Raw genomic sequence first — 23,832 nt, 5'->3', positions numbered from 1 at the left:
TGTGGCGCAGAATTGCTATGATGGAGTGGTGATGCCTAACGCCCGAGGAAATTTTCATGAATGCGGCCACGCTCATCGACGCCCAAATCCTTGCAAAAAAAGATCAGCCGGCCCTCTGGCTGCCGGATTCGGGCGCCTGCAGTTTCGGTGAGCTGGATCAGCTGTCCCAAAGGATTCATGGCGTTCTGCAGAGGAAGGGTCTGAAGCCTGGTGATCAGGTCCTCCTCTTCATTGATCTGAGTCATCTGCTCTATGGCTGCATCCTGGCCCTGGCCCGGGCCGGGATCACGGCCGTGCTGGTCGAGCCGTGGATGCCGCTCGATCGTCTGCAGCATGTCTTTGCCACGGTCCAGCCCCAAGCTTTTCTTGCGGGACGTCTCGGACAACTCTGGGGACTGCGTGTGCCTGGGGTTCGCCGTATTCCCCATTGGATATCGAGCCGTGAACTCCTCTCCGGCCAGGCGGAGGCCGCGGTCACCCAGAATCTGGGCGACGCGCACCCCTGCATTATCACCTTTACCTCCGGCACCAGTGGCAAGCCCAAGGGCATGGTGCGAACTCATGGTTACCTGCGGGCCCAGCATCAGGCCTTGAATGAAGCCCTGCATTTCAATCAGCATCGCGGGGCCGACCTTTGTATCTTTGCCAATTTCGCTCTCGCGAATCTTGCCGATGGCCGCTGCTCGGTGGTGATCCCCGCGCGTGCCAGGGATGATGTGCTGTCTCAGCTCGATGGTCTTCCCGAGGCCCTGCAGCCGGTGAGTTCCACCTGCGGCCCGGCCTTTCTTTTGCGTCTGATGCAAAGAGCCCAACTGAAAAAACTCAAGGCGCTGCATGTGGGCGGGGCGCAGACGGATTGCGCGATTTTCGAACGGGCCTTTGCGCTGTGGCCCGCGGCTGAAATTACCCATGTGTATGGCAGCACCGAAGCGGAGCCGGTGGCCACCTGTGATGCGCGTGCGGCCGTGCGCTGGAGTCGGGAACGGGGTTATTTTCAGACCCTGTTCTTGGGAGAACCCTGGAGCGGTCTGCAGCATAAGGAAATGAACGGGCAGCTCTGGATTCACGGACCGCATGTCTGTCCCGAGTATTTGGCGGATGCCGTGGCCAACCGCGAGCATAAGCAGAAGGATGAAGCCGGTCGGCTTTGGCATCGGCTCGGGGATCGGGTGGAACAGGAAACGCGCGGCTGGTGGTATCAGGGCCGCGATCATCAGCCGCCCGAGGATTTCACCGATGAGCAGCGGATCTATGCCGCCATCGGCAGCAGCAAGGCCTTTATCAAACGCGGCGCGGATGGACAGCGCGCTGTCTATGTGGAGAACGCCCGGGTTCGCCTGAGCACGATCCGCAGCGTCTGTCCCGATGTGAAGATGATTTACGAGACCACCATTCGTCGCGATCGCCGTCATCAGGCGCGCATCGATCGGGAAGCCAGCTTAAAGGGAGCGACATGCGTTTACCGTGGTTGATTTACATCAAGGAACGTTTTCCACTGCCGGTTTATCTGCTGCTCACGGTGGGCATGGCCTGGCAGGGACAGCTGGCGCTTTCCACGGATTTCAACCTGGCCGCGCGCATCCTGGGTCCTGTGATGCTGCTCGTGTTCTTTTTCTGTTTGCGGCTGATGGATGAAGTGAAGGATTACAAAAAGGATCTCACCGCTCATCCGGAACGACCTTTGCCGCGTGGCCTGATCCAGGTCGCGACAGCGAAAAAAGTGATCGGTTTTACCCTGGCCCTGCAGATCTTTTTCGGAATCGGTCTGCTGGCGGCTGACCTTTCGTATGCCGGATACTTTTGGATCATGACCACGGTCTGGCTTTATCTCATGTATGTGGAATTTTACTGCGGCGCCTGGCTGGAGCAGCGACCCTTCTTTTATGCCACCACTCATCAGCTGATTCTTCTGCCCCTTATTTTATCGGCGGCCCATTTGATGGGTGACGTCAACAGCCGGCCCGCGATCTGGTCGGGCGTGATGATCCTGGGCGCATTTTTCACCTATGAGATCGCCCGGAAACTCGATCCCAAGGCGCATGAACTTCTGCGCACCTATCGCCTGGTTTATGGGCGGCGCGGCGCCCTCGCCTTGATGGTCTTCACCAGTGCGGTGGCCATGGCGGGTGTCCTGCTGAAAACCGGAGGTTCCCTCAGCAGCAGCTGGCCGTATATTCTGGTCGTGATAGGAACCTGGATCGGCTGCGCTCTGTGGGGTGAGGAAAAACCCAAAGCCGCCGAAGGCCTCGCCAGTGTTTCACTCCTCGTGCATATCTGGGGGCCGGTGATTACGGCTCTCGTTTCCTCAGGGAAGGGCGCCGCATGACTTCACTCTTTTCGTGTCAACAGATCTCCCACAGTTATCGACAGGGCCAGCAACTGTTCCCTGCCCTGCATGATGTGAACCTTGAGATCACAGCCGGGGAATTCTGCCTGATCATGGGGCCCAGCGGTTCGGGGAAATCCACACTGCTCAACCTGCTCGGCCTCATCGAGCCCCTGCAAACGGGAAAGATCTTTTTTCAGGGGCAGGAGCTTCAGGCCATTGATGAAGGAAAGAAAAATCAGCTGCGGCGCTTTCAGCTTGGATTTATTTTTCAAAGCTTTCACCTCTTCGATGTGCTGAGCGCCGCGGAAAATGTTGAATTCTTTTTGACTCGACAGGGCGTGCCGAGCGCCGAACGCAAGCAGAGGGTGCAGGAGTCGCTTGAGGCGGTTGATCTTTGGGACCATCGCACCAAGCGGCCCCAGGAACTCAGCGGCGGGCAACGGCAGCGGGTGGCCATTGCCCGGGCTCTCGCCAAGCAACCGGCCGTGATTCTGGCTGATGAACCGACCGCCAGCCTGGATCAGGACACGGCCCGCAGCATTCTCCTCCTTTTGAAAAATCTCTGCGCCCAGGGCCGCACCATTATCATTAGCTCCCATGATCCCCTGGCGCGTGACTATGCCAGTCGCGTGCTTTATTTAAAAGACGGTCGCCTGCAAGCCGGAGGTCAAGCTGATGCTCATTAAGATCGCTTTTCTGAATCTCTTACGCAATTACCGGCGCAGTCTGGTTGGACTTCTGACGGTTGGCTTCGGGGTGACCGCGCTCTTTCTGTTCGATGGTTTTAACAAAGGCATCATGCGCCAGTACAAGGACAACACGGTTCATGCGAAGTACGGCCATGGCCAGATCAATACCAAGGGTTATCGCGAGGAAATTTTTGAAAAGCCCTGGGAACATTGGATTCAGGAGCCGGAAACTCTGATGCAGGAGTTGCGACAGATCCCCGGTGTCAGTCACGTCTTCCCGCGCATCGAATTCCCGGCCATGCTGCAGGCGGGTGAACTGAACGTGGCCGGACGTGGTCTCGCCGTCGATGGCCATGCGGAAGCGGATTTTTTCAATACGATGAATTTCATCGAAGGTCAGACTCTGCGTGATGAACCGAACGGCATCATCCTGGGGCAGGGCCTCGCCCGCGCGCTCGCCGTGAGCCCGGGGGATCGCGTCACGATCGTGACCAGCACGGTGCATGGAAGCCTGAACGGTGGGGATTTTATCCTGGTCGGCATATTCCAGACCGGCCTCAAGGAACTTGATGACAGCCACTTCCGTATTCAGCGGGCGGCTGCGGCCCCGCTGCTCGACACCGATCGTGTGGAAAGCATCGCCCTGGGTTTGCATCAGGATGAAGACTGGCCCGCTGTGACGCAGGTTATCCTCAGCCGGCATCCGGAGCTGGATCTGACCTCCTTTGCTGTATTGGATAAGGTTTATTACCAAAACGCGGTGGACTGGCTGGGTCAACAGTTCATTGTGATTCAGTGGATTATTATTTTGATCGTCGCTCTGGGCATCGGCAACACCATGGCTTTCACCGTTTTGGAGCGCACGACCGAGATCGGCCACCTCAGAGCCAATGGGGAATCGGCACGGGATGTGCTTATGCTTCTTCTCTGGGAAGGAACGCTGATCGGCCTGATCGGCTCGATCTGTGGCATTCTTCTCGGCTGGATCTTGAATATGACTCTGCTCAAGCAGGGCATCCTGATGCCGCCGGCCCCGGGTTTGACGCGGCAGTTCTTTGTGAAAATTGAACTGCAACCCATGATGCTGGTGATATCCTGTTTGCTGGGAACCGTGACGGCAGCCGTGGCTACCGGACTTGCGGCTTCAGGTCGGGTGCGGATGCCGATCGCAGCCGCCTTACGCTATCGCTAGGAGATACGCTGATGCTCCAGAAAGTTCTTCTGCTTCTGTCCTGCTTTGCGGCGCTCCAGGTCCAGGCTGGTCCCAGTCCTGCCGAGATTTTGAAAAGGGCGGATGAGGTTCGCAATCCTTCGCAGTCCTTTACCATGGTGGTGACGGTCAAGGATCATGACGGAACGCTGTCGAAGTTTGAAGTCAAAACCAAGGGCAAGGATCGCACTCTCGTCAAGACCATCGAGGCCCCCCATACCAAGTCCAACGCTCTCCTGATGGTGGAGCAGGATATGTGGGCTTATATACCCAATCTGAAACGCGCAGTACGGGTCAGTCTGCAGCAAAAACTCACCGGCCAGGCCGCCAACGGCGATATAGCCCGCATGCGCCTCAGCGGTGACTATGAAGCGGTGTTGGAAAAAGAGAACAAGGATCTCTGGCAGCTGTTTCTGACGGCCAACAAGAAGGGTCTCACCTATGACAAGATCCGTCTCTGGGTCAGCAAGGATGGTTTCAGGCCACGCAAGGCCGAGTATTTAACCATGGCCGGAAACCCTTTAAAAGTAGCCAGTTTTGAAAGTTACACGATGATGGCCGGCGCCCAGCGCCCGAAGAACATTCGCATACAGGATGCCAAACGCAGCAGCCAATATTCAGTGCTGGAAATCATCTCACTCAAGAATGGTGAATTTCCGGATGCGATGTTTCAAGCCAGCAATTTGGGGCCCTGATGCAAGCGTTGCTCCTTGTCCTTGCGACAGTCTCGGGTAGCCTGAGCCAGGAATCCATCCGCGAGCCCGAAGGGGATCAGCCGTGGGTGCATCATCGCTCGCGCCTCTACCTGCAGTCCAAGTCGCGGGACAAGAGATTCAGTCGCAGAACCCGCCTCATCGTGAATTTTGAAGCGTCGGGTTTTGTTCTCTACGATGCGGCTGAGGACCCGGGGGAACATCTTGAGGCGCGCGTGGAGAACCTCTTCGTTCGAACCTATCGCCGGCAATGGAACACCCGCATCGGCTGGCAAACCATCAACTGGGGCGAAACCCTGGGCCCGAGTGTCATCGACGTCATCAACCCGCGCGACCTGCGTGATCCCAGCTACTGGCTGCGCGGCAATCAGAAACTCGCGGTGCCGCTGGTCCTGGTCGGCTGGTCCCAGGACAGCAAGATCATTGACGTCTGGGCCAATCCCTATGCTCCGCGCCCGCTGCTGCCGGATGACTTTCAAGGTATTCCCATCGAGAACAAGGATAAAACCGGGCTGGCGGAATTCGGGGCACGGATCGGGAGCGTGGAGCGCGGCTGGGATATGAAGTATTACATCATGCGGCATCGCTCGCGCACACCGGCGATCAATCTGTCCTTTGAGAATGCCGCGCCACGGATGGAAGCCCGCTTTCCGATGCAGACCTCGCTTGGTTTTACGGTCAGCCAGGCCTGGGATAATGTGGTGCTGCGCGGAGAGGCCCTGCACGCGGAATCGGGCGATTTTTCGGACAACAATCTTATGGACTTTGCCCGGGATCAGTTCGTCCTTGGCTTCGATGGAACCTGGGGCGATCATTTTTTTTGGGGCACCGAATTCCGTTACAACCATCAGGATAGTCTTTTGTCCCGCGACCGCGATGTCGGCTGGGTGATCGCCCAAGGCCGCTGGAGCCTCTGGCGGGACCGGATTCGTCCTCTTGTTTATGCGATGCAAAGGATCCAGCAGCATGATGCGCATCAGCGCTATGAGGTGACGGGCGTGTTCCGTAACGCATGGACCGCCGGCCTTTACTGGGAAGCCTTTCAATCGTCCACGCAAGGCTATTTTTCCCGCCTCCAGGCTGAGGATCGCCTCGGTCTTACCCTCCAATGGGATTTTTAAACGCCAGAGTTGATGAGGTGAAACACGCGCTGGATTTTTTCAGCTCATGCTCCTCTTTTCCTTTTCCTCAGTAAGTAGCATCCCTCCTACACACACACTTGAGCTGATGTTATAAAAAAATGGGTCAAACCTTGTCCTTTCGTGATGCAGGAGGAAACGTGAAGAAGGCACTCCCATTGTTTTTGTGGATCGCCACCAGCGTGCAGGCCTCATCCTTTCAGGAATATTGCAGCAACGGCGCCGCCACGGTGAAGATTGCGCGCGGACATATCGAAAATGAGGTGTCTGTTACGGAGAGAATCAAGAAGGAATGGAGTTTTGTGAATCAGAAGGTGATCCTCCTATCCCCCTTTATCCTGATCAAGGAGGTGAAGCAGCTTGAGGAGCACAAGGATACCGTCTGCAATGGGGAATGGGGAGTCTTTTACTGGCGGGATGTCTTTTATAAAAGGATACAGATCCTGCATGAGGACGGTTCGCTGTTCGCGCCGAATACCCTCGGCGTTTCCAAGGATAAGCGCTTTGTTGAGGCCAGCGTCATCTGCGAGGAGCATGGCAATTCGGAAGTCAATTGCGATGATCCCGGGCAGACGAGTCCAAAATGAGCGGCTGCGACCTGGCGTGAAGCAGAGCAGGGCATTCGCCCCGCTCTCCGCATGCGGCTGTGTTGGATTCAGTTGTTGGCATTCTGCTCATTCAACTGCAAACAGAGCGGCACCAGCCCACCATGCTGATAATAATCGGCGATGATGATATTCACATGCTTTCCGGCCCGTCGTGCTTCGGTATTCAGCCGCGGAATCAGGTTCGCGAACTTCGTGTTCATCCACTTCACGGCCATATCCCGTAGGCTCGTGATTCCCTGGAACCAGCCCAGAGTCACGACATGCGCATCCGGCGTCAGCACGCCCTGACTCACGTAGAAGATATCATCCGGTCTTTGCCGAATCCCATTCAGAAGGTCCTCCTCCACCTTTGCGGTATGTCGGGTATTGGACCAGGGATTTTGCAGCACACGCGGCCAGACGAAGTTGGAATCCCCATAACTTCCATCGGGAAAGCGCACGCGACGCTGGCTGAACATGGGGATGATGCTTTTGTCCGCGTCCCAAAGGTCACCGATCCGCACCCTGGGACCGAATTCACCCCAGTTCGCCACACGTGGGCCGAGGACGGGATGTTCCTCCAGGTAAGTGATGAGGGCGGTCATGTCATTGTTGAAGTTGCTGAGAGCCTGGAAATCCAGCAAAATGATTTCGCGCGGATGATTCTCAACGAAGCGGGCCAGCTGCTCCAGCATGTCGGTCAAATAATTCGAGAGCAGCCCATGATAGGTCATCCATCCTTGTGAAGTATTTTCCACCCGCAGATCAAAATAACGAATGCCATCATTCAGCTGCTGCTGCATGGAGCGATCCTGAGTTTTCGACCAGGCCACGAGCGCACCACGCGGCGCGATTTTTACGATGCCATCCATCGTGCTCGACAGTGGCGATTTCGAGGTCATGCGATCGGTTCCGGTATCATGTGTTCCGGGAATCATGATTTGGCGCAAAGGTTTATCGGGATTGTTCGCGTAAATCTCTGACATCCAATCCTGTGGATTGATGGCAGCGAAAGCCGCCTGCCCCAACGTCAACAGGAATAGCCCTACGGCCAATAGTTGAACCATTGTTCTTCCCCTCAAATTTTTTTGTCACAAACGTGAATTGTTAAGGGGAAGTTAAAGAAAGGTTGGGAGCCTTGTCCAGACTAAATTGCAAGACATCTCAGCAAGTCTTCTGTGTGCAACAGAATAGTCCTTCTAGCCGACGTAGCGGTACACGAATATGCGATACATCTGCATCTTTTCCCGGGCGGCCAGCTCCTCATACTCATGACTGACATCCACAAATCCAGAGGTGTCGGTGCCTTGCGGGATGCGTAAATAACAGCGAACAACCACCAGGGCATCGCGATTCAAACAGCGGGCCAGGCTCTGCAGGTAGTTGGACTCAGGGGCTCCCGAAAAATACGAGGGTACATTACTGAGCGAAACAAAGTCGTATTTATCCTGGGCTTTGGCGGCGAAACTCAGAATGTCCCGCACGATCAGTTCAATGGCGGTTCCATTCTGAAGGGCCCTCTGCGCCAGAGGGTAAACGTCCGGGTGAACCTCCACCGGATTTCCCTCCGGATACTGAAGGCGCCCGAGAAAGCAGATCTGCAGAAAGAAGTTTTCGCGCGTGAGGCCATTGGCGAACAGTCGCTTGAAAGCACGCGAATAAAAGTCGAAATAAGAGTCAGGAATATTCTTCCGCACAAAGCTGCCGCGATAGAGGACTGTATTGAAGAAGGTGGCATTGCCCATCAGCATGAGGACGGCAGCCGGTACGGAGCACCAGATTGGGTCCTTCAGCTTCGCGGCCAAGGAGCGATCCTGTTCCTCCTGGGATGTAAACTCAAAGATGGAATCATAGGCCGTGCCGACCACTTTGCGGAGCCTTTTGGGAATCCCGATAAAGGTCTGCTCCCAACGCCCCTGATACAAAAGCCCCTCCCAGTTGATTTGCCGAAAGAGCTCTGCAAAATACGACCGGGTCTCCGAACGCAGATCGAGTTCGCCAAAGAGAGCGGCCCGCTCCGTCCTGAAGGCCTCGGTACTGTATGGGGGATAGCCCATAAAGCGGAGATAATGCTCCAGGGGCTGGTGCTGCATCAGCGTGCGCCGCAGATCGGCCAGGGCGAGCTGCTGGGGGGCGAGGTCCAGGGCCGTGATTTTTTCCGGCCCGGTGGAGGCCAGCGGCAGAAAGCGCGCCCCACTGCCACAGATGGCCAGTATTTTTTTGGGGTGGATCTGGCGACAGATGCCCAATTCATAGGCGGCATCCTCGTTGGCCATCGAATAGTTCAGGGAGTTGAAGTAAGGGTTGCCCGGCATCGGTTTCTCCCGGCTGCTGTGAACGGTTACTATACCAGGCCAGGCCGCTTGTCAAAAGCTTCGCGCCTGGTTCACAGTATTCCTGGAAAAGATTGCAGCCCATGGTTTGGGCAGGTACCATCAAAAAGAAGTATGACGCTTTCTCAAAACAAGGGGCCCTTGGCATGAAGCATTGGATTTTGAAGGCTCAGGATCAACTGGACCTGCAGGCGGCCGAAACCGGTGGCAAGGCCCGCAACTTGGCCTTTTTAAGTCAACAGAAATTCCCCGTCCCTCCCTGGTTCGCGCTGGGTCGTGCCGCCTTGCTCGCGTTTCTTGAGCAGCATCAGTTCAGCCGTCTGATCGAACGTGCGGCTCCCACCGAAGCTTTCGAAGCCGAGGTGCTCGCGGCCTTTCTCGATAAGCCTCTGCCCCAGGAGGTTCTGAGCGCGCTGCGTGCGGCTTTGCAGGACCATGGTTTCCAGAATGAATTTCTCGCCGTGCGTTCGAGCGGCCTGGATGAGGACGGCGGCGCCCAGTCCTTCGCCGGCCAGTATTCCTCCTTCCTCTTTCAAAAAGGGGAGGACGCCATCGTGGAATCCATCAAGCGCTGCTGGGCTTCAGCCTTTTCGCATCGGGTCCTGCACTATCGGCAGCAAAACAGGCTCGATATTCAGGGCAGCGCCATGGGGGTGGTGATTCAGCGCATGCTGCATGCCGATCGCGCCGGTGTGATGTTCACCCGTCATCCGATCAAGGTCCTGGATCGCGATAAGATTTTGATCTCGTCCGTTTTCGGAGCAGGGGAGGGCCTTGTCAGCGGGCTTTTGGCTGCGGATAGTTTTGAACTCTCCCGCGCCACCGGCCAGTGCGAACAGAATATCGCGACCAAAACCGAGGCTTTGGAAATTCATCCCGATGGGGGCCTGCAGAAGGTGACTCTTCCCACGGAGAAACAAGGCCAGGCGTCCCTGTCCCCCGCGCAAATTCAAAAGCTTGGCGCGCTGGCGGATCAGGTCGAACGCAAGGCCGGCCGGCCTCAGGATATCGAATGGGTCTTTGAAAAGGATGAACTTTATCTGGTGCAGACCCGGCCCATCACCAATCTGCCACCGGAGGTTTATTACGAGGCCTTTGAGAAAAAGCTGCAGCCCTTCCTTTGGGATAACTCCAACATTATTGAAAGCTATTCAGGCGTGACCTCGCCGCTGACTTTCAGTTTTGCGAGCCGGGCCTACAATCAGGTTTACATTCAGTTCCTGGATGTCATGGGCGTTCCCAAAAAACTGGTGGAGGAAATGGCGCCGACCTTCCGCAATCTCCTGGGTCTTCTGCGCGGCCGCATCTACTATAACCTGGCCAACTGGTATGAGCTGGTGCTGGCCCTGCCGGGAACTTCGAGCAACAAGACCTTCATGGAAACCATGATGGGTGTGAAGCAGGAACTCGGGCCGGAGCTGCAGAAGATTTTCGACGGCATACGCGCGGCGCCCGAGTATGGGTTGATCGACAAGATCAAACTGCTGGCCAAAACCTGGCAGCGCTTTCGCACTATCGATCAGATCATCGCCGACTTCTTCCGGGATTTTAACAAGGTCTATCACGAAGCCCGCGCAGTGGATATGCGGGCCATGACCCTGTCCGAACAGATGGACTACTATTTCCATCTTGAAAACAGTTTTCTGAAAAAATGGCAGGCGCCGATCATCAACGATTATCTGTGCATGATCTTCTTCGGCCTTTTGAAAAAATTAACCGATCAGTGGATCCAGGGCGCGGATACGGATTCCTTGCAGAATGATCTCCTCTGTGGTGAAGGGGGCCTGGACAGCACGGAACCCACGAAGTTTCTTTTGCGCCTGGCCAAACGCATCGACGTCGGGGATCCGGCCTTCAAAACCTGGTTTACCAGCACACCGGTTGATGCCGTCATCACCGGCCTCAGAAGCTCATACAAGGATACGGCCGCAGCCAGGGATTTTGCAGAATTTCTGGATCGCTTTGGTTTCCGCTGTGTGAATGAATTGAAACTCGAGGAACCCGATCTGCACGATGATCCCAGTTTTGTGGTGCACTCGCTGGTCAGTTACATCCGCATGGGCTCCTTCCAGACTGAGGACATGGAAACCCGCGAGCGCGAAATCCGTCAGAAGGCGGAAGCGATTGTCGACCAGAATCTGCGCGGCTGGAAACGGCGCGTGTATAACTTCGTCCTGCGGGAGGCCCGCCGTGCGGTCAAAAACCGGGAGAATCTGCGTTTTGCCCGCACCAAGAGCTTTGGTCTCACGCGGCACCTGTTTCGGGCCATGGGTTGCCAGCTCGTGGCTGCCGGTCTTCTGCAGGATGAGCGGGATGTCTTTTATCTCAGCATTGATGAACTGATCGCCTTTGTTGAAGGCCGTGGCCTGACCACGCGCCTGGGTGAAATCGTGGCCATTCGGAAGGCGGAATTCGATGAATACCGCCGCACCCCGTCACCACCGGAACGCTTCATCAGTTATGGTGCGGTGGGCTTCTCTATCGCCTGGCCAGGCGTTCTGATGGAAGCCGATCTTCTGCGCAGTCTCCAGGAGGTGGGTGACGATCCCAACAAAATGCACGGCACACCCTGCTGTCCCGGTGTGGTGGAAGGGACCGTGCGGGTCGTGGAAACCCTGGCGGATGCAGCTGGCATCAATGGCGATATTCTCGTGACATCGCGCACCGATCCAGGCTGGGTACCTCTCTTCCCATCCTGCTCCGGACTTTTGATTGAACGGGGATCCCTTCTGTCCCATTCGGCTGTGGTGGCCCGTGAACTGGGTCTGCCGACCATCGTGGGAGTGAATGGGGGGCTGATGAAACGCCTGAAAACGGGAGATCGCGTGCGGATCGATGCCGGTAAAGGTGAGATCACGATACTGGAATGAAGGATGGGACTGGAACGCCTCCTGTATCATTTTTCCTTCACCTGACAGGCCAGAAAATAATTTTTTCTCTGGTCGGCCGTATGCTAAATTTGTGGAGTCAGTGGAAGCGGATTGTGTCAGCACGTTTCACATTCAGTTCGTTGCCAGAATTTCTGACAACAGGGGAATGATTATGCTTCGCTCAACAACACAGGCTTCATCTCGTCAGGATTTCAGCGGATTTTTTCAAGGACCCGAGCGCTTAAGCACGACTCACAGGTCACAGACCGGCAGCTTATCGATCCACGAGGATTCGAACTATTTCATGGTTTCGTTGGAGTTCAGCTCGTTTGATAAGACCAGTCTTGATCTTTGGGTTCAGGATCATCAGCTCACCCTGACTGCGGCCAGGCGTTCACAGGGAGCTTCGAAAGGCGCGGAGCCCTCAGCGTTTTTTAGCTGCATTGATCTGCCGAGCACTGTGGATGAGGATTCGATTCAGGCTGAGCTGAAAGATGCGCAGCTGGACGTTCGATTCAGGAAGGAAAGCAGGCTCCTCAACTGAATATGGAAAAAACATTTCGACTCCAAAGGGAGTCGAAACGTATCGATTCGCTTTTTCAGGATTAGGGTCCGATCACTTGAGCCCGGCGATCCACTCCCGGATCGTATCCGCGTCGCTCGCAGCCAGCGGTCCTGCCGGCGGCATGGACTTGGCCACAGCGATTCGCTTATAGATTGCAGATCCTTCAGGGTTACCGGGTACGATGTACTTATTGCTGGCAATCATCGCTTCGACGTTATCAATGATGCCAAAGCCCCCCGAGCTGGCCCCCGCTCCGTGACAGCTGGCACAATTGTTTTGAAGGATGGCAAGAGCGTCCGACTCAAGATTAAGTCCTGCGATCCACTGCTTGATTGTCTCCGCGTCGGCGTCTGACAATGGTCCCGATGGGGGCATGTTTTTGGCGACCGCGATTCTTTTATAGATGGCGGAGTCTTGGGGAGCTCCGGGGATGATGTATTTATTGCTCGTAATCATGGCCTCGACATCGTCGACAATACTGAAGCCACCCGAACTTGCACCCGCACCGTGGCACTTTGCGCAATTTCGTTGCAGGATGGAAAGAGACGCGGACTTTAAGCTGCTGCCAGAGGCATCAGCCGAAGCCTGAGCGGTGCTCGCAAAGGATCGATTGTTCTTGTAACCCCCGCCAACGTCGGATTCACCGCAATGCGTCGTCAGCATTGACATGAAAAGAAAGGCAAAACTCTGAAATGAAGCTAATCGCATGTCCGTCCCTCTAAATACTGTCTGATTTTATGTGCAGAATTTTGATCGGAAATTTTCAAGCGATTCTTGAGATCATCCTGATTACCCTTAAATATTCGTTGATTATCAGGGATCATTATTTGCTACAATGTGCAAAAAATCCTGGTATTGGGCTCAATTTGGCCTTTTCGAGACCTCCTCGTTGTCAGTGCACTGTTAACCGGAATTGCAGTGCCTTGTCTTTGGGCAAGACCTGCAGGGGTCACTTGGAAAGTCCATGGCGCCCAAGTATGGAAATGCATATGCCATTCGTCACTTTCGAGGTCCCGCCTCCTCTGATTCTGCCCCTTGGTAAGAAACCTGCATAAGCGCTCATCAAGTCACAAACCTGGACATCTCCCCTCCTGACAACAGGAGCGGAACCCAACTCTATCCTGATTCGCATGGCTTCAACGCATGCGTAACAGGCAGAAAGAAAGGAGGCATTGAAACAGTTGAAGAGATGAATGCAAGCAAGGCTTTTAACAGGATTATTGAGGAGTATAGAAAAGATGAAGCCACATAAAAGGGCACCACTCGTAATACAGCAGTTGATCGCATTCCGGCACGCGCAATTTTTAAGCTTATTGGCAGGAAGCTTCGTGCTTCTGTCCTGCGCTCCGCGTTCGCCTGCTCCAACATTAACGGTTCCATCGAAAGCCCCCCCAATTCAAACCACAAAGTCGGGCGAACCCGCCGAAGATATCCGTCCAGAGGTTGCCTCAACAGACGAGATGGAGAAGATTGAAAGCCAGCCGGAGGAGATTCCTGAGCAGGCGTCTGATGAAGCGGAAAAGATGGCCGAAGAATTGGCCAAACAGGCTTCAGAACTGGAAGAGGCAGCCAAAGCCAGTTCCATGGAAGTCGAAGCCTCTCCTGACGAAATGAATAGTGCAGCGAATGTCGAAAAAGCCGAGGCTGCCAAGGCACAGCCGGCAGCCGCTCAGAATCAGGCCGCTGCCACCAACAATGCCGTGCAGACAGTTCGCCTCTATCGGTTTGCTGTTTCCAGCAACAATGTGAATTTCTGTCTCGACATCGCCAACAAATCAAGGCAGGTTGGTGCAGGCTTGGCCTACCTTCAATGTGATAACACCCTGAGCCAGTTTTTTGCAGCCCAACCTTTTAACGGAACCTACTTCCGCATGGTCAATGCGAATTCAGGTCTGTGTTTGACGAATACGGGTGCAGCTCTGGTCCAGGCCGGATGCACGGCAGCAGTCTCGGCCTCGCAGCTTTTCAGGTTTCCTCCGTCCCAGGCCGGTGGCTTTTTCATCGGAACATACGCAGGAACCTGTTTGACTCTGAACGGACAATGCGTCCGGAATGGCATTTTTGCGAGCGACTTTACAGTTAAGAAATAGATCGTAACGGCAGCTGAATTCGGCAGCAAACGCCGCTGAGTTCAGCCTCATGTGCGCATAAAACCATGAGCCGCCAGCTGCTCCTGGGGCGTCCTGTTCTGGCCCAATTTCCACTTGCTCTCCAGCGACTCGACAGTGAAATGAACCAACACGATCATGTGCAGAGACTTTTCGTAAAATGCGAGGTTGCTCTGCAGGGGAAGGTAACCGCCTTCCGGTTGATAATGTTTCATCATGCGATCGAGGATGGCGGCTGCGTCCGCCTGTACATCGACCCGTTTTGCCCTCGCGCGGATTTGCACAAAGCGATAGAACATCGTGGCGAAACTTGCATCGTCTGGATCCTGGGCATAGGAAGGGACATAGCCGTGGTAGTCCAGGAAAATCAGCGTGGCCTCCGGGTTCTGCTCCAATTCTTTCAGTTGCGGATCCTGACGATGCAGGTGCAGGTAGATGCTTTGGTCCTCGACCAAAGGATTGAAAAATCCACTGTGTGGCGGTCCCGGCTGGCCTTGCGTCAGCAGAACACAAAAAGGGCGTTGGCGCAGAAACTGCTGGATCATGGCATCGGACTGTGGCTGATAGATGGGGTAGTGCTGCATGGAATCTGTCCTCCTGATTTCACAGTCTGCCTGAGCCCTGGTATAGTGAGGAGGACCAGTTTTCATTTTCTTACTATACCAGATTAAAATAATGAAATTATTGACTATTAAGCTTGATGACACCTCGGGACCGATTTACCGGCAGGGCAAGACGTCCTTGGAGAAGGCCATCCGTCAGGGCATTCTGCGGGCCGGGGACCAGCTGCCGTCCGCCCGGACGCTGGCGGAGCAACTGCAGGTGAACCGACATACGGTGCGCGTGGCTTATGAAGAACTTCTGGCGGAAGGGTGGATCCGGGCCGAGGAACGCATCGGTTATTTCGTGGCCGATGATTTTCCGCAGGAGAATGGGATCGCACGGAATACGGTTCAGGCCAGCGGACCGGGTTTGCTTTGGGAACAATTGCATCGTAAGGGAAAGGCGCACTCTCGATTGGGACGTGTCGAGGAAATGAATCTCGCTGCCTTTCCATATAACCTTCAAAGCAGTGTGCCGGATCTTCGACTCTTTCCCGTACAGGAATTAAAGTCCTGCTTTTCGCGAGCCCTGCGGCAGCTGACCTCACATCTTGATTATCACGGAGCTCGCGGCGATCCCTTGCTTTTGGAGTGTTTGAGCGATCTGCTTCGTCAGCAACGGCAGCTCGGGACACAGGAACTGATTCTGACTCAGGGTTCACAGGAAGCGATTTTCATGACGGCGAGTCTGCTCCTGAAACCGGGATCTGTGGTGGCTGTTGAAGAGAAAGGTTATCAACCCGCCTGGCAATGCTTCCGGCATTTTGGAGCGGAGCTGATGCCGATTCGTCTGGATGGGGAGGGTCTGGTGCCTGAGGATTTGGAGCGAAAGCTTCAAGAGGGACGCATTGATCTTCTTTATCTCACGCCTCTCCATCAGTATCCGACGACGGTTACCTTGACTCCGGCAAGGCGGGCTCGCATCATGAATCTTTTGCGTGATTTTCGCGTGCCTCTTCTGGAAGATGATTACGATCATGATGTTCACTTCGATTCTCTCCCACCTTTACCCATGGCGGCTCAGGATACAGAACGCCTGGTTATCTATGTGTCGACCTTATCGAAGCTTATTTTTCCAGGAGCACGGTTGGGTTTCATGGCCGTGCCGCCGGAGTCGCTGCCCTGGTTTTTGGAGATGAAAGCTTACACCTCGCGTGTCAATGAAACATTGGCCTCGCGCGCGGTGGCGCTCTGGATTCAGGATGGAGGATTGGGGCGGCATCTGCGGCGTCTGCGGCGTATTTATCGGGAACGTCGGGATCATCTGGTGGAGTATTTATCCAACCGAGGTTTCTTTCGCGATCATTGCGCATTTGAAGCGCCGCAAGGTGGAATGAACCTGTGGCTGGATATCGGCCGTAATCCGCAAGATATAGTGGAAAAAGCACGCGAGGCGGGACTCCTGCTTTCGGGAGAACATCTTTACGTCACCCCAGAGCGGCGACCGGAAGCGCGGCATTTGCGATTGGGTTATGCAGCACATGATGAACGGGAAATGAAAAAAGCTTTGGCGCTCTTGCAGAAGATCCTGGCGCTCTGACCAAGGATTGGCCATTTGTATGGGACACAGGCGAATGTTGGCTCTCCAAGCACCTGTCTGAAGTCCATTCATGCCCTCCATGCCTCTATAAAATTTGCCAAATTCCTCCCTGGCTCAGCCCTTGCTTTGGGCCGGAATCAAGGCCTTGGATTCCTGCCAGGGGACGAAGGTCAGATTGCGACGCAGTGAATTTTTTATAGCACACGAACATTCAGGAGCAATTATGAAAAAAGATTTGTCGCAAGCCAGACAAAAACCTTGGCCAGGAAAAATGCTGATGACCCTGGTATGGGTCTGGACCCTTTTGATTGTCGGTTGCAGCGCGCAGGAAGAGGGCGAGGATTCCAGCCTGAAATGGGGGCATCTGTCGTACGCACGCTCCGCGATGCTGGTGAATGTCCTTCCGACCGATACCATATCCCTGTGTGGGACCTACCAGGGCGAGACCAGGGAAGCCATTGAATTATGGGCCGCACAGATCGGCCGCAAAGGGCATTTGAAGTTCAATATGAACTGCGGTGCCGGCAAGAAAATTTACGTAAACACGATTTCGCAGGCGCAGATGTGTGCCATCTATGGTCTCGGTGCCAGCTGCTCGGTCCGGGGCAGTGCCGGCGGAAACTCCATCAAGCTGGTCGCCGGGTATCCCTACAACAAGGGAGCGCTCCTGCATGAAGTCGGTCATCTCTGGGGACTTTGCGATCAGTATGGCAATCCCAGTCCGGGCCAAAACAATTGTGATGCTCTCCATCGATCCGCGACCCGATCCAGCGGCACATCCTCGATGGGTGCCACGTTCCGCTTTGAATTGGCATCTGACGATATCACGGGCATTCGCCAGATGGCAGCTCGTTCGGATATCGGCCCCAATGGTGTCTGGCAGCGCTATCTTCAGGGAACGCCAGCTCCCAAGCCGAATCCGGCGCCAAATCCAAATCCCGCTCCGAACCCAAACCCGGGTCCGACAACACCCGCTCCGGGCGGCACCGGCCAGTCCGTTACAAAGAATGCCGATGGCAGCGTGACGTTCTCGGTGGTAATCAGGAGCGAGCAGAAATATGTTGAAGTCTTCTCCACCAAAAACGGTATCCAGAACGTAGCCAGCCCAATGCAAGGAACACGTAATGCGGATGGTTCATTCCGCTACTCGCATACCGTCGCCGGCTATCAGTCGGGTGATCAGATTCGCTTCCGATTTTATGTCGTGAACCTTCAAGGCCTGCCAAGCTTCCTGCCTGGACCAGGAGAGCAGGTCTGGTCTCAGGTTTATCAGTACTAATATCGTGTGAAATGCCTTTCCCTGGGGTCGTCAGGATGGGAAAATCGCCAGATTTTTCCTTTAAATTCCAACGACATAGGGGAGGGCTTAAAGCGCTTTGGGCAAAAGGACGCTAATGGTCCTATAGGAGGACGTTACTATGGGTGATAAAAGTCCCAAAGATCGCGAAAAGAAAAAGAAACAACACGATAAGCAGGTTTCTGATTTGAATCGGACGAAGCAGGAGAAGGCTCAGAAAAAAGCGGACAATGTAGAGTCGCCTGTTCAGGATCAGCCTCGTAAAGCGGGCTGAAGTTTTTTGTTTGAACTGCAGCGCCGGACATTCCATTGTTCCAGGCGCTGTTTCTTTTTTTGCAACTGAGAAGATCAGAAACCGCCTGGATTTCTGGCGATTTGCATCGTCGTACAGTGGATGGCACCGCCCATGGAAATCAGGTTATCCACGGTTACGAAGCTCATTTTGTAACCCGCGGATTCATAGGCCCGCTGCGCTTCATCCTCGTAGCTTTTGATCAGAGCTGTATCAGGATAAGCCTCTGTCAGAGGCACCGTGCCTATAAACTCGCTGGAAGCAGCGTCGTAAACATACCCGTCAGCATCCATCGCTTGAAAACGTGGTGTAATCGCGTTTCCGTTGACAGTAATCGAGTTGGTATACGAACGCCAGATATCGGGGATCTCGATGATTTCGGTTTTGCTTGCATTGCTATAGGCCGCGTAGCCGAAAATAATGGCCGGCATGGGAATGCGGATGACTTTCAAGCCAAGGTTTTCGATGTCCTGGGCTCGGGCCTCCAAATAGGCCTGCACCTCTTTTGCCTTGCTGCGCTCTTCCTCGGTATACCAGTCAAGGTTGACAACTTCATCGCGCAATTCGTTAACGATCACAGTTTGGTTGTCGAGAAATTTGGCCCACATATCGATGTGGCCCGTCCCTTCATAGGGAATTCTCGGGAAAATAGTCACCTGCTTGCAGCCGGCTTTTTCCTTGTACTGGCGGATGACTTCCTCTTTGTCCATTGCTTCGTCATTGGTTATTTTTTTACGGGCATTGTCTGGGGCCGCTTCGGCTATGGCTTGCGGACTATTGGCGTCGGTAACGCGACTTGTCATCAGGCAGTGACCGTCGTCATTATTCATGAAGTTCCCACCTTCATTATAGACAGGAACGCTGACACGACTCACGACTTCCGTGCTTGTGACAATGGCCGAGACTGGCAGATCCTGATTAAAAAGATCAACCAGCGAGCGTGCCGCGGAATCATCGGCGTCGCGATTGGAGTAATAGTTGAAATCAAGTAGTACGAGCTGGCCCGCAGCTGTATATGCGGGTTGTGGTGACCAGTCGCGTGCCCACACTGTTAGATATTGGTTCCCGCTGGTCCCTTCTGAGATTTTTTCAGATGAATCTTTGGCAGGGACCAGAACAATCTTGGTGAGGTCGGCGCCCAGATCCTTCAAAGTTTTGAAATCGGGACTTTGTCCAGCAGTTTTGTGCGCGTAGTAGCGAGGTACCATGACGTAAAGCGTTTCAATGCCGCTGTCCAGGAGAGCTTTAGCCATCGCATGCTGCTGAGATGATGTTAGGACAGTCAGAGAAATAATGACGCTTTTTGAGGGTTTGTATTCCGGTACAGCGATAGGAGTGACGAGCAAGTTATCTTTGCTTGTCTGGGCTGTGTATTTTTCATCAAGGTATTCCGGATGGCCTTTGACTTGACTGGCCTGCTGCGTCCCTTGTCCGCAAGCTGCCAAAAATAACAAACTGAACGCCGTACTTAAGCTGAAATGCTTCATGATAATTGCTTTCCAAATGGATAAATAATTCTAAAGCTGTTGGTTAGCCGGAAATTCAGGTCTTCTTCTCACATGCTCTCTCATTATAATCAAATGAAATAATGCTGATGCAGGAGCCTGACTCATTTTATCGTTTACATAGTGATCACAAGCACTGATCGAAGCGATCGTGTCTTAAGATCACTTGCGCCTCCTGCAGAACAAATTGGAACATCCTTGAAGTGGCAGGGGCAGGATGCGCGACGGCAAGGGCTTAGTAAAACGACCTATCCCGAAATGCCTGAACATCGCGACCTTGAACGCGGCAGGGGTGAGAACCAGTACCAAGATTTGGTCGCCGTAAATTGATCAAGCTCGGCAGTGAAAAGAACAATGCTCGAGCAGAGTGATTCATGAACCTCTTAAATTGAAGCATATATGCTAATATTGAACCTGATACCAGCCTGAGCTGGAGGTAGCTTTAAAGGGAAAACTTATGAAAACGAGAACAATGATACTCACAGTTGCCATGTGTTGTTCGAGTAGTATGGTCCTGGCGAACGAGGGTAATAACAAGGCTGAGAAATTTCAGGAGCTTGATGCGGATCAGGACGGACGCCTTTCCCGCGACGAAGCTCAAAAATCACCTCGTATGGCTGAAAAGTTCGACAGAATGGATGCCGATCAGGACGGCTTTGTTACGCTAGAGGAGAAGTCAGCTGCAAAGGCTCAAGGGAAAGCTGACAAAGAGAAACGTTAGAACTCTTAATGTCTTGGCGTTTCGACTTCATAGGAAGTCGAAACGCTTCATCAAGGGTCAAAGCTTTTTGTAGCGCAAATCACCGTTGAAGAAATAGGGCCGATTGATATCCGACGAGCCCTGACCTTCGGCGGTGAAAAGAGAATCCACGATTTCATTGTCCCGAAAGAGGATGATATCGTAAAGCGTCATGCTGCCAACCGTTGCGTAGGAAGACTCCGAAGTAGGGCTCGACTTGCAGTTTTTCCCGTTGAGGGTTGTTTCTGTATCCAGCGTAAAGGTAAAGCCGGAGCAGAATTCTGTTGTATTCGCCGTGTTTCCATTGAACAGTTCGTCCAGTGCAGCAGTTGTATGCACGGTGTATTTCGTTGCGCTGTTGAAATAGTTAATTTTGTATCCCCCTTCCACATAATCCAGACCATCAGGCACGCTGAAGGTGCCTGAGTAAGTCACCGTGTAAGCGGCAGAGCCACTGCAGTCCTCACCCATTCCGACTTTGCCTGTTTGACTATAAGTGTTACCGCTGAAGTTTAAGGTCACAAGGTTCCCCTCATGACAGGCTTGCCAGGATCCTGCAAGCTGAAGACTCAAACCAAAAGCATTATTGGCGATACTGCTGTAGGAATAGGATCCAATGTAGTGAATCTCGCCCTCTTCAAAATAATCCAGAGTTTTCATCGGAACGGCCGCGCTCATATCTAAACCTGCGTGATGCGCCTGCAAGTCCGGCAAGTGCCCAAACACCATTCCGGATAAGGATAGGGATGTCTGGTCCTCGGTCGTGTGTACGATTTCAACCCACTCGGATCCTGGTGCAATGGTATACTCGCCGTTGGCATCAAGGCATTTCATGTCGTTGATTTCGATATTATTTCCGAGTTCGCTTTGGAATTGATCACACACAGGCTGGGCCGTAAGAATACCATTCCAAGCGTCAAGCTCTCGTGCGTGGATGGCCCGGACGCTAAGCGAATCTCTTCCATAATTCATGCGGAAGCCTGGGAACGCATGTTCTTTCGTTAATTCGATGTGTGTATAGTATCCCGCGGACTGGATCACAGCCGCCAGATTTGTTTTACAGTCGATGCTGTCAAAAGCTACTGTTTCAGCCTCATAGATTCGTTCAGTCTTGAAAATGATTCGCCGCATCTCAGCCTGGTAAGAGGCATTTGCATGAGCCGCGACGCAGCCCGAGTAGTAGTAGTTTTCATACTCAGGTTCATAGCGGATGGTGGGACTTTCCGATAAACTGTCTTCCTGATCCTCTTCACTCTCGGCTTTTCCACAAGCCATGAGGGTCAAGGCAACAGCGCAGGGAAGAACTTTCACCAAGTAAGAATTGCGACATTTCATGGGACCTCCGTACCGTAGCCCCTCATTCGGTCTGACGCTCCGAGGCGGAACCTAAGAAATTTTAACTGGTACAGAGGACATGAATCGTTGGCCATTTCGAGACCGGCTCGTTTTTCTGTTCGATTCATTTCAGAAAGAGAATTCGCAGACGTCCCTGGATTTTCCACACCATCCATACAGTTGCAAAACATTTGAATGTCAGATGCAGGCCAGTAGGATGGGACCTGTCTATCCAGCCGCATCCTCTGCCGTCGGGCGATATTCATTGCCAATGCATCGATTATGAACTTTACTTATCAATTGGATCAAATACGCCTAAAACGTATGGTGCCAGCTCTGTTCTCGACGTCTCCTCACTGATGCCTGCACTGTCGAGGTCTTTGAATGGCTGCAGGCCTTCGGTGGTCAGATTCACGGTCACATAGGAGTTTAGTGATGGATGGCCCTGAGTTTCTACCTAAGTATATTCTTGATCTTGCAATCAGGTCTAACAACGAAATTGGATGGAGTAGAGCTGTTATCCCGGAGGTTCTAAAAATTTCCTCACCAGAGTAAAGTAGCAGTTGTGGCATTACAGGTTCAAATGAACTTCCCTAAAGCGACTTGCGACTTTTACTGGCTATGTTACCAAAACGAACCCAAAAAATTTTCAGGTACTTGGGAAGAATATTACAACAAGACTTTCGAGGAGTCCGGCAAATGGTTGGAATCGGTTACCGATGATATTTTAGAACACGAACTTCGGGCTGGCTTTGGAATAATTGCTGAAAGGCAGCTGATATTAAAACTCGCTAGAATATTAACATACTTTATCGATAAAGATATGTTTGAGCAAAGCAGAACGTAAACACACAAAGTGCCATTGGGGTGCGACGATTGAGAAGAAATGCTGAATAGAGGTTTAGGGCTTATAGATAGTAACTTCGATTCCAAGACCCATGCTGGCCAATATCTGAAGAACTTCGGGATCGAATCCGATGCTTGAATAAGGATCGTTCCCAAAATCCTCTGGCTCCATGGCTAGATCGAGGGTCGCCCGAAGGGCTAGGCCGATAGCATCTCTGGTCTCATTTGCAAACATGCTGACGCCGCTCAATATTTCTGCCCTGTGATTTTCGGGGTCAGAGTCCTTAGCGATTGTACAGGCAAACCAGTTTGCGTCCTTGCTGAGACCGGTATAAGCGCCTTTTTTCAGGCGATCCATTCTTTCACCAATCTTGATTAGGACGTCCAGATTCGCTTTTGACTCACAGGTCATGCGAAGTACGGTATACATTCAGTCAATTCCCGGTTTTCCGAGATACAGCCTTCCACTCGTTTCTCAAATATGCGCCGTCTGAGTTCCTAAACTTCGGATTGCATTTTGTAATTCGCAGCTCAATCACAATTAGTCTCCAATCCTATTCAGATATACATCTTAGAGGACGAACTTCAGCAGTTGGATAATGGCGGTGGAGAAAGTCTTATCAGACGGAGTTAGAGGTGCAGTTCATCGTCAACCACAATGGGGGCGGGGACGGCAGGACCCAGAAACTCTGCCAATCCCACTCATTAGAAAAAAATTAAACTTGCTTATACTTTTTCCTTGCCTCTTCATGCAGGCTCAACCTTATATCTTCATCATCAAGCCTATCATACTTCTGAGCAAAATCGTAAAGATCACGGTGCACTATAATCTCATGCTGAGCCCTAGCTGTCATAATCACGCCCTGCAGAAGATCAAGGGCACCAATCAGGTCTTTGGTGTCATTAAAAGGCGTCTTCGCAAGTTCTTTCATATAGTTTTCGACCAAAGATATGAGAAAATGTTCGCACTTCACCCCAAACAATTCACGATACAGGTCCGGCAAATTTCGTCGATCGTCCTCGGTAACATTAACGGGTTTAAGATTGAAGTCTCCTTCCAAACGCTGTGAACTAGTCACACCATTCTCAAGCTGAATCGAGTAAATAATAGTAAAGATCTGCATGCACATATA

At 53.1% G+C, this 23,832-nt stretch carries 23 protein-coding genes; 15 read left to right on the top strand and 8 right to left on the bottom strand.

Annotation, left to right across the window (positions count from 1 at the left end; translation table 11 throughout):
• Positions 1-56: 56 nt before the first annotated feature.
• The 7 genes from OLTU_RS23885 (at position 57) to OLTU_RS23855 (ending at position 6,667) form a co-directional block, all read left to right on the top strand.
• A complete protein-coding gene (locus tag OLTU_RS23885) occupies positions 57-1,472 on the top strand; it encodes an AMP-binding protein (RefSeq protein ID WP_141735263.1) in 1,416 nt (471 codons plus the stop codon).
• Positions 1,454-2,326 (top strand): UbiA prenyltransferase family protein, encoded by an 873-nt coding sequence (locus OLTU_RS23880; protein ID WP_141735262.1) that lies wholly within the window; start codon positions 1,454-1,456, stop codon positions 2,324-2,326. The genes OLTU_RS23885 and OLTU_RS23880 overlap by 19 nt, the downstream gene beginning before the upstream one ends.
• A complete protein-coding gene (locus OLTU_RS23875) occupies positions 2,323-3,015 on the top strand; it encodes an ABC transporter ATP-binding protein (RefSeq protein ID WP_141735261.1) in 693 nt (230 codons plus the stop codon). Before OLTU_RS23880 ends, OLTU_RS23875 begins: the two co-directional genes overlap by 4 nt.
• Entirely contained in the window at positions 3,005-4,210 is a 1,206-nt protein-coding gene (locus OLTU_RS23870) for an ABC transporter permease (protein WP_141735260.1), read from the top strand. The genes OLTU_RS23875 and OLTU_RS23870 overlap by 11 nt, the downstream gene beginning before the upstream one ends.
• An 11-nt stretch (positions 4,211-4,221) precedes the next feature.
• Positions 4,222-4,923, top strand: coding sequence for an outer membrane lipoprotein-sorting protein (locus OLTU_RS23865; protein ID WP_141735259.1), 702 nt, complete (start codon positions 4,222-4,224; stop codon positions 4,921-4,923).
• Positions 4,923-6,062, top strand: coding sequence for a hypothetical protein (locus OLTU_RS23860; protein WP_141735258.1), 1,140 nt, complete (start codon positions 4,923-4,925; stop codon positions 6,060-6,062). The genes OLTU_RS23865 and OLTU_RS23860 overlap by 1 nt, the downstream gene beginning before the upstream one ends.
• 158 nt (positions 6,063-6,220) lie before the next feature.
• Positions 6,221-6,667, top strand: coding sequence for a hypothetical protein (locus OLTU_RS23855; RefSeq protein WP_141735257.1), 447 nt, complete (start codon positions 6,221-6,223; stop codon positions 6,665-6,667).
• A gap of 68 nt (positions 6,668-6,735) precedes the next feature.
• Here OLTU_RS23855 and OLTU_RS23850 read toward each other — a convergent pair whose 3' ends face one another.
• Together OLTU_RS23850 and OLTU_RS23845 are read right to left on the bottom strand one after the other, a co-directional pair.
• The gene (locus OLTU_RS23850) at positions 6,736-7,734 is read right to left on the bottom strand and encodes a phosphatidylinositol-specific phospholipase C domain-containing protein (protein ID WP_141735256.1); all 999 of its coding nucleotides are present in this window, start codon (positions 7,732-7,734) and stop codon (positions 6,736-6,738) included.
• 132 nt (positions 7,735-7,866) lie between these two features.
• Entirely contained in the window at positions 7,867-8,982 is a 1,116-nt protein-coding gene (locus OLTU_RS23845) for a DUF3419 family protein (protein WP_141735255.1), read from the bottom strand.
• A 164-nt stretch (positions 8,983-9,146) separates the two neighbouring features.
• Here OLTU_RS23845 and OLTU_RS23840 point away from each other — a divergent pair, with 164 nt between their 5' ends.
• Positions 9,147-11,870 carry a phosphoenolpyruvate synthase gene (locus OLTU_RS23840; RefSeq protein ID WP_176736906.1) on the top strand — a complete coding sequence of 908 codons (2,724 nt, stop codon included), beginning with the start codon at positions 9,147-9,149 and terminating at the stop codon, positions 11,868-11,870.
• 172 nt (positions 11,871-12,042) lie between these two features.
• Positions 12,043-12,414 carry an Hsp20/alpha crystallin family protein gene (locus tag OLTU_RS32075; protein WP_176736905.1) on the top strand — a complete coding sequence of 124 codons (372 nt, stop codon included), beginning with the start codon at positions 12,043-12,045 and terminating at the stop codon, positions 12,412-12,414.
• Positions 12,415-12,486: 72 nt separating this feature from the next.
• On the opposite strand, the gene OLTU_RS23830 is transcribed toward OLTU_RS32075, so the two are convergent.
• On the bottom strand, positions 12,487-13,104 hold the full coding sequence (locus tag OLTU_RS23830) for a c-type cytochrome domain-containing protein (protein WP_218110228.1): 618 nt from the start codon (positions 13,102-13,104) through the stop codon (positions 12,487-12,489).
• A gap of 524 nt (positions 13,105-13,628) precedes the next feature.
• Between OLTU_RS23830 and OLTU_RS23825 the strand changes: the two genes are divergently transcribed.
• Positions 13,629-14,525, top strand: coding sequence for an RICIN domain-containing protein (locus OLTU_RS23825; protein WP_141735251.1), 897 nt, complete (start codon positions 13,629-13,631; stop codon positions 14,523-14,525).
• A gap of 47 nt (positions 14,526-14,572) precedes the next feature.
• Here OLTU_RS23825 and OLTU_RS23820 read toward each other — a convergent pair whose 3' ends face one another.
• Entirely contained in the window at positions 14,573-15,127 is a 555-nt protein-coding gene (locus OLTU_RS23820; protein WP_176736904.1) for an FMN-binding negative transcriptional regulator, read from the bottom strand.
• A gap of 91 nt (positions 15,128-15,218) precedes the next feature.
• On the opposite strand from OLTU_RS23820, the gene OLTU_RS23815 reads away from it, so the two are divergent.
• The 3 genes from OLTU_RS23815 (at position 15,219) to OLTU_RS32070 (ending at position 18,256) form a co-directional block, all read left to right on the top strand.
• On the top strand, positions 15,219-16,685 hold the full coding sequence (locus tag OLTU_RS23815) for an aminotransferase-like domain-containing protein (protein ID WP_141735249.1): 1,467 nt from the start codon (positions 15,219-15,221) through the stop codon (positions 16,683-16,685).
• 223 nt (positions 16,686-16,908) lie between these two features.
• A complete protein-coding gene (locus OLTU_RS23810; protein WP_141735248.1) occupies positions 16,909-17,964 on the top strand; it encodes a hypothetical protein in 1,056 nt (351 codons plus the stop codon).
• A 139-nt stretch (positions 17,965-18,103) separates the two neighbouring features.
• Positions 18,104-18,256, top strand: coding sequence for a hypothetical protein (locus OLTU_RS32070; RefSeq protein WP_176736903.1), 153 nt, complete (start codon positions 18,104-18,106; stop codon positions 18,254-18,256).
• Between the two features lie 74 nt (positions 18,257-18,330).
• Here the strand turns inward: OLTU_RS32070 and OLTU_RS23805 are convergent, their stop codons facing one another.
• On the bottom strand, positions 18,331-19,761 hold the full coding sequence (locus OLTU_RS23805) for an agmatine deiminase family protein (RefSeq protein ID WP_141735247.1): 1,431 nt from the start codon (positions 19,759-19,761) through the stop codon (positions 18,331-18,333).
• 475 nt (positions 19,762-20,236) lie between these two features.
• Between OLTU_RS23805 and OLTU_RS23800 the strand changes: the two genes are divergently transcribed.
• The gene (locus OLTU_RS23800; protein ID WP_141735246.1) at positions 20,237-20,500 is read left to right on the top strand and encodes an EF-hand domain-containing protein; all 264 of its coding nucleotides are present in this window, start codon (positions 20,237-20,239) and stop codon (positions 20,498-20,500) included.
• 57 nt (positions 20,501-20,557) lie between these two features.
• On the opposite strand, the gene OLTU_RS23795 is transcribed toward OLTU_RS23800, so the two are convergent.
• Positions 20,558-21,853 (bottom strand): hypothetical protein, encoded by a 1,296-nt coding sequence (locus OLTU_RS23795; RefSeq protein WP_141735245.1) that lies wholly within the window; start codon positions 21,851-21,853, stop codon positions 20,558-20,560.
• Between the two features lie 565 nt (positions 21,854-22,418).
• Between OLTU_RS23795 and OLTU_RS23790 the strand changes: the two genes are divergently transcribed.
• Positions 22,419-22,700 carry a hypothetical protein gene (locus OLTU_RS23790; RefSeq protein WP_141735244.1) on the top strand — a complete coding sequence of 94 codons (282 nt, stop codon included), beginning with the start codon at positions 22,419-22,421 and terminating at the stop codon, positions 22,698-22,700.
• Between the two features lie 54 nt (positions 22,701-22,754).
• On the opposite strand, the gene OLTU_RS23785 is transcribed toward OLTU_RS23790, so the two are convergent.
• Positions 22,755-23,129 carry a hypothetical protein gene (locus OLTU_RS23785; protein ID WP_141735243.1) on the bottom strand — a complete coding sequence of 125 codons (375 nt, stop codon included), beginning with the start codon at positions 23,127-23,129 and terminating at the stop codon, positions 22,755-22,757.
• A gap of 286 nt (positions 23,130-23,415) precedes the next feature.
• Positions 23,416-23,829, bottom strand: coding sequence for a hypothetical protein (locus OLTU_RS23780; RefSeq protein WP_218110227.1), 414 nt, complete (start codon positions 23,827-23,829; stop codon positions 23,416-23,418).
• Positions 23,830-23,832: the final 3 nt, after the last annotated feature.

Source organism: Oligoflexus tunisiensis, assembly GCF_001748245.1.
Lineage (GTDB): Bacteria > Bdellovibrionota_B > Oligoflexia > Oligoflexales > Oligoflexaceae > Oligoflexus > Oligoflexus tunisiensis.
Note: the sequence above shows the minus strand (reverse complement) of the source record. Positions and strands in the feature narration are given on the sequence as shown.